This window comes from Pseudomonas sp. GW456-E7 (assembly GCF_059424105.1).
Genome location: NZ_JBWKZB010000099.1, coordinates 1 through 5482 on the forward strand (window position 1 = coordinate 1; position 5482 = coordinate 5482).

At 57.9% G+C, this 5482-nt stretch carries 8 protein-coding genes; 2 read left to right on the forward strand and 6 right to left on the reverse strand.

The annotated features are described in order from the left end of the window. Positions 1-253 precede the first annotated feature (253 nt). Positions 254-1231 carry a DMT family transporter gene (locus AC07YV_RS29565; RefSeq protein ID WP_102702805.1) on the forward strand — a complete coding sequence of 326 codons (978 nt, stop codon included), beginning with the start codon at positions 254-256 and terminating at the stop codon, positions 1229-1231. Here the strand turns inward: AC07YV_RS29565 and AC07YV_RS29570 are convergent. The 3 genes from AC07YV_RS29570 to AC07YV_RS29580 all read right to left on the reverse strand — a co-directional run bounded on the left by AC07YV_RS29570 (position 1222) and on the right by AC07YV_RS29580 (position 3211). Further along, positions 1222-2436, reverse strand: coding sequence for a class I SAM-dependent methyltransferase (locus tag AC07YV_RS29570; RefSeq protein ID WP_015093876.1), 1215 nt, complete (start codon positions 2434-2436; stop codon positions 1222-1224). The genes AC07YV_RS29565 and AC07YV_RS29570 overlap by 10 nt on opposite strands. Before the next feature lie 131 nt (positions 2437-2567). Further along, a complete protein-coding gene (locus tag AC07YV_RS29575) occupies positions 2568-2930 on the reverse strand; it encodes a hypothetical protein (RefSeq protein WP_102702804.1) in 363 nt (120 codons plus the stop codon). 2 nt (positions 2931-2932) lie between these two features. Beyond that, entirely contained in the window at positions 2933-3211 is a 279-nt protein-coding gene (locus AC07YV_RS29580) for an Ogr/Delta-like zinc finger protein (protein WP_102702803.1), read from the reverse strand. A 300-nt stretch (positions 3212-3511) separates the two neighbouring features. Between AC07YV_RS29580 and AC07YV_RS29585 the strand changes: the two genes are divergently transcribed. Next, positions 3512-3937 carry a helix-turn-helix domain-containing protein gene (locus tag AC07YV_RS29585; RefSeq protein ID WP_173900874.1) on the forward strand — a complete coding sequence of 142 codons (426 nt, stop codon included), beginning with the start codon at positions 3512-3514 and terminating at the stop codon, positions 3935-3937. 60 nt (positions 3938-3997) lie between these two features. On the opposite strand, the gene AC07YV_RS29590 is transcribed toward AC07YV_RS29585, so the two are convergent. From AC07YV_RS29590 to AC07YV_RS29600, 3 genes are all read right to left on the reverse strand, one after another. Beyond that, entirely contained in the window at positions 3998-4354 is a 357-nt protein-coding gene (locus AC07YV_RS29590; protein WP_102702802.1) for a putative holin, read from the reverse strand. Beyond that, positions 4341-4643 (reverse strand): helix-turn-helix domain-containing protein, encoded by a 303-nt coding sequence (locus AC07YV_RS29595; RefSeq protein WP_102702801.1) that lies wholly within the window; start codon positions 4641-4643, stop codon positions 4341-4343. The genes AC07YV_RS29590 and AC07YV_RS29595 overlap by 14 nt, the downstream gene beginning before the upstream one ends. A gap of 129 nt (positions 4644-4772) precedes the next feature. Next, positions 4773-5390, reverse strand: a complete 618-nt coding sequence (locus AC07YV_RS29600) for a TPM domain-containing protein (RefSeq protein ID WP_102702800.1) — start codon at positions 5388-5390, stop codon at positions 4773-4775. Positions 5391-5482 lie beyond the last annotated feature (92 nt).

Below are 5482 nucleotides of genomic sequence, written 5' to 3' on the forward strand. Positions count from 1 at the left end.
CCGGTCGCCGGTAGCTATGGAGAAACTGGCGGCATGAAACCGTAACTGGTGTCCAAAATTAGTTGACCAGTTCAAGCCCGCTCCCACAGGGGGAACGCATTCCAATGTGGGAGCGGCGGTGCGGCGATCCGACTTGCTCGCGAAGAGGCCCGCAAACTGTACGGATAAGTCTGTGCCTAGCTGTAACAGCGGAAACCCATGGTTTATGGCTTTATGGAGCCTTACCCCATCACCCCATATTCTGGTTGCCATCATGTCCTCGCGCGAAAACACCGGCATGGCCCTTGGCCTGCTCGGCGTTGTGATCTTCAGCCTCACCCTGCCCTTCACGCGGATCGTCGTGCAGGAACTCCACCCGCTGCTCAACGGCCTGGGCCGGGCGCTGTTTGCGGCCGTTCCGGCGGCGTTGCTGTTGCTGTGGCACCGGGAAAAATGGCCGACCTGGAAACAGGTCAAAGGCCTGACGCTGGTGATGGCCGGGGTGATCCTCGGTTTCCCGGTGCTGTCGGCCTGGGCCATGCAAACCTTGCCGGCGTCCCACGGCGCGCTGGTCAATGGTTTGCAGCCGCTGTGCGTGGCGCTGTACGCCGCGTGGCTGTCCCATGAACGGCCTTCGAAAGCGTTCTGGGCCTGCGCCGCATTGGGCAGTGCGCTGGTGCTCGGTTATGCGCTGATCAGCGGTGCCGGCAGCATTCAGGCCGGTGACCTGCTGATGCTTGGCGCCATTGCCGTGGGCGGACTGGGCTACGCCGAGGGAGGCCGACTGGCCAAGGAGATGGGCGGCTGGCAGGTGATCTGCTGGGCGCTGGTACTGTCGACGCCGCTATTGATCGGCCCGGTGGTGTATCTGGCGCTGCAACACCAGGGCGGGATTTCCGCCAGGACCTGGTGGGCCTTCGGTTATGTCTCGCTGTTTTCGCAGTTCATCGGCTTCTTCGCCTGGTACGCCGGGCTGGCCATGGGCGGCATTGCCCGGGTCAGCCAGATTCAGCTGCTGCAGATCTTCTTCACCATCGCCTTTTCGGCGTTGTTCTTCGGTGAACAAGTGGAGCCGATTACCTGGCTGTTTGCCGCCGGGGTCATTATGACGGTGATGCTGGGGCGCAAGACAGCGGTCAGACCCAATAATGTGGGAGCGAGCTTGCTCGCGATGGGGACATCACATTCAACACATTTGTCGACTGTAAATCCGCCATCGCGAGCAAGCTCGCTCCCACAGGATCAAAGGTAACCGTCAGCGCGCAGCAACGTTTCCAGGCAATGCTCGCTGATGTGGTAAAAATCCTTCAGCTCCTGAATCTTTGCCAATAGCTGGGCCGGCTCCACCGGCTCGGCGCGCTTGACCGCCAGGATCATCTTGTTCTTGTTGGTGTGGTCCAGCGAGATGAACTCGAACACCTTGGTCTCGTAGCCGCAGGCCTCCAGGAACAACGCGCGCAAACTGTCGGTGACCATCTCCGCCTGCTGACCCAGGTGCAAGCCGTATTGCAGCATCGGCTTGAGCAGCGCCGGGCTCTGGATTTGCAGGCGGATCTGTTTGTGGCAGCACGGCGAGCACATGATGATCGACGCGCCGGAACGGATACCGGTGTGGATCGCATAGTCGGTGGCGATATCGCAGGCATGCAGGGCGATCATCACGTCCAGCTCGCTCGGCGCCACGCTGCGCACGTCTCCGCACTTGAACACCAGGCCGGGGTGCTCAAGCCTGGCGGCTGCGGTGTTGCACAGGGTGACCATGTCTTCACGCAGCTCGACACCGGTCACTTCGCCTTCAGCTTTCAAGGTATTTCGCAGGTAATCGTGGATGGCGAAGGTCAGGTAACCCTTGCCCGAACCGAAATCCGCCACACGCACCGGTTTGTCCAGGGCCAGGGGTGACGAGGTCAGTGCATGGCTGAACACTTCGATGAACTTGTTGATCTGCTTCCACTTGCGCGACATCGCCGGGATCAGTTCATGCTGCTTGTTGGTCACCCCCAGGTCGGCGAGAAACGGCCGGCTCAGGTCAAGAAAGCGGTTTTTCTCACGGTTGTGCTCGGCCGATGGCACTTCGCGCAATTGTTGAGGTTTGCTCTTGAACAGCGATGACTTGCCCTTTTTGCTGTATTCGAGCTGGGCTTCGTCGGTCAACGACAACAAATGCGCATTTTTGAACGACGCCGGCAGCAACCCGGCAATGCTCGCCACGCCTTCGGCCAGCGGCAGGTTCTTGGTGATATCGCGGGTCTTGTAGCGATAGACGAAAGACAGGCAAGGCTGCGCCTTGACCGTCACCGGCTTGATAATGATCCGCTGCAGGTCCGTTTCATCGCCCGCGTACTTGGCCAGCACCAGTTTGATGAACGCATTGTGCTCGAGGCTGGCTTGCAGCAGCTCGATGAACTGGGCGTGATGATCCGGCGCGAGGCTGGCGGGAGTGGCGGTGACGGACATGGAAAAACGGCCTCAGGCGATGCAAATCGGAGAATGCCGGTATTTTAAGGGGGACGAGGACTTTGGGCACGGGGTTATTTTGTGGCAGGTCCCAGTCACGCAGCCCAGGACCTCGATAAACCGTTGAAGCCTCAGGGTTCCACCAGGCGAAGCTTGCGATTGCCCGGTGAATTAATGATGTGTTTGACGATCAGCCCCACTGGCACCGCCCAGGTCAGGCCATTGACAGGGTCAGTCACCACGGCGACCGTTTCGGAACTTGCGTCGATGTCCAGGCGCCGACGGTCGTTGCACGACTTGAGTACGCCATAGGCACGGCTGACCAGCCTTTCGGCCAGGAACATCGGTACATCCATATTCTGCAGATGCTTCACCGCGCGACAAAACAGGACTTGATCATCGATCCCCCCTTCACTTTCATGACGCCGCAGAAACGCCTGGGCAATAGCCAATAACTCCTCATTCAGACCTGCATTTTCATCGGTAACCTTCATGCTCAAGTCTCCTGCGGCACTTGTGTCGTGTCAGGACTGACGGCAACAGGCCGGGAGGCACGGCGCAAATCGGGTCCGGCGCAAGGCAGGCGTACGGCCGGATTGGGCATGCCGCTGGGCGAAAGCTCATGGGTCATTTCAAATTCGGCACGTACGGACCAACCACAAGCTTCCGACGTGCATTGCAGATACGCCACCCGCAGGAAAATATGACGGCCTTCGCTGGTGCGGATGCGCATCCGGCTCAAGCAGTGCGGGCACACCATTTTATAAGTACTCATACTTGAATCCCGAGGGTCATTGGGTGGCAATCAACCTGATCAAACGCAATACTGCTTGAGGCGTTCATCGCGGCGTTCCGGGCTTGCGAACAGTGTCTGCCAGGCATAAGGAACTGCATCGGGCAGACGCGTAATGGGGTCGAGCCATGCTCGTAGGAAATCCCCCTGATACCATTAGGAAGTTTCGACATCGTATTCTTCTGACTCATCTTTGATGATTGATTACTTACAAGAAAAAAAGTACTCATTACGCATAAATTAGGCACTCAAAAAGCATATGTCAAAAGGAAGCGGCTCAAATTGCGTAGCAAAAAATCACAAGCTGTTCTGGCTCGTCTAAAGCAAGTTACCGGTACAAAAACCGATGCTTCTTTAGCTTCCGCGCTACAGATCAGTCCGCAAACCCTGAGTAGCTGGCGAGGCCGCGACAGCACACCTTACTCATTATGCGTAGAAATCGCGCAAGCCCGCGGAATATCCCTTGACTGGCTGTTACTGGGCGAAGGGCCGATTTTGAGGCAAACAATTACTGATACTTCGGAGACTGCTCAGGAAAACACAACACGGGAAAACACCATTCTCGCGCTCTGGCGGTTGCTCGACGAAAAAGACCGCGGCGCCATACAAAACGCACTCGAGGAAAAGCAACGACTGCGTGATATGGAACTCAGGCTTTCCGAAATGGCCACCATCCTGGCAACACTCAAACCTTCGAATGAAACCTGATGAACTGTGGCTTCAAAAAACGCCCGTCCCGGATATCAATGCAACCCCATTCACGGCCTCTCATCTTCGCCCTCTCAGGTGTCGAATGATGTCGCCGATACCGGCACCATCGATCCATTGCATGAGTTTGATGCTGATGGGAATAACGATCAGTGCGCAAAGAAAGGCCGTTACACCTTCTGTCAGAAATGGCGCCAGCGGATGTGCGACAGGCGTAAAGAGGTAACCGACACCCGCGGACAGTAACCAGGAACCGATGCGCTGCCAGGCCTTGAAGCTGGTGCGAGTGGTGGTGACCAGCCACGCGCCGAGCATCGCACCGAACAGTACCTCGCCATTGACCACTGGCAGCGTTGCAATCCCCATTCCCAACATGAGGCCATTGATGCCGTTGTAGGCCGAATCAGTCAGGCTCATGCGCACCTCGCGCAACGACCGAGTCCACGATGATCGCGCCCGACTCGATCGCTTTGAGCAATGCGCAAGTGCGAGAGCTGACGTCGAACTTTCGGCGAATATTGGCGAAGTGAAAATTGACGGTTGATTCCGTGCAATTCTCGATCCTGGCGATTTCCCAGGAAGTTTTGCCCTTGAAACACCACATCAGGATTTGCGTTTCTTTCGCCGTCAGTTTCGCCTTGGGCTTGCTTCCCCCAGCGCCATTGGCTGCACGTGCCAAAGAGTCAATCGATTGTCGGGTTGCCATAAGAATCCCTCTTCGCGGGAACGCCCGTCACTGGGCGTCCACTGTTGGAGAGAAATACTGACGACAAGGCCGAACCGGGACAATTGACGGGAGTTGTAGCGGCGAGCGCTACACAATGCCAGGGAGCAGTTAGCCGAGTACCACCAAGCGGTTCGGCAGTTCATTGCGTACATGGGTCACGGGCACGTGCACCTTGAGCAGCTCGCCGCAGGCTTCGATGCAGCTGACAAAACCCTGCAACGTCTGCCCCTGCTTCACCTGTTGGGTGAAGGTGGCGACGATGGCATCCCAGTTCTTGTTGTCCAGGCGACTGGAAATGCCTTCATCCACCAGAATCTCCACATAACGCTCGGCTTCGGAGACGAAAATCAGTACACCGGTGCTGCCTTCGGTGTGGTGCAGGTTCTGCTCCAGGAACTGCCGGCGCGCCAGGTTCGAGGCGCGCCAGTGGCGCACCGAGCGCGGGACCAGATGGGTAGTGACTTTCGGCAGACGAAACACCAGGCACAGGACGATGAAGATGGCCCATTGCACCAGCAGCAGGCTGTGCAGGGTCAGCCAACCGGTGAGGTAATGCACGATACCCGGCCCCAGCAGCGCCAGCAGGCTGGCCCACAGTAACGGGATGTACGCATAGTCGTCGGCGCGGGCCGCGAGCACGGTCACCAGTTCTGCGTCGGTGTCGCGCTCGACCCGGGCGATTGCCTCGGCGACTTTGCGTTGTTCGTGTTCAGTCAGTAATGCCATGTCGTGAAATGCCTGCTCATTTTTATTATCACCAGCCGCCGGACGAACCGCCCCCGCCGAAACTGCCTCCACCGCCGCTGAAGCCTCCGCCT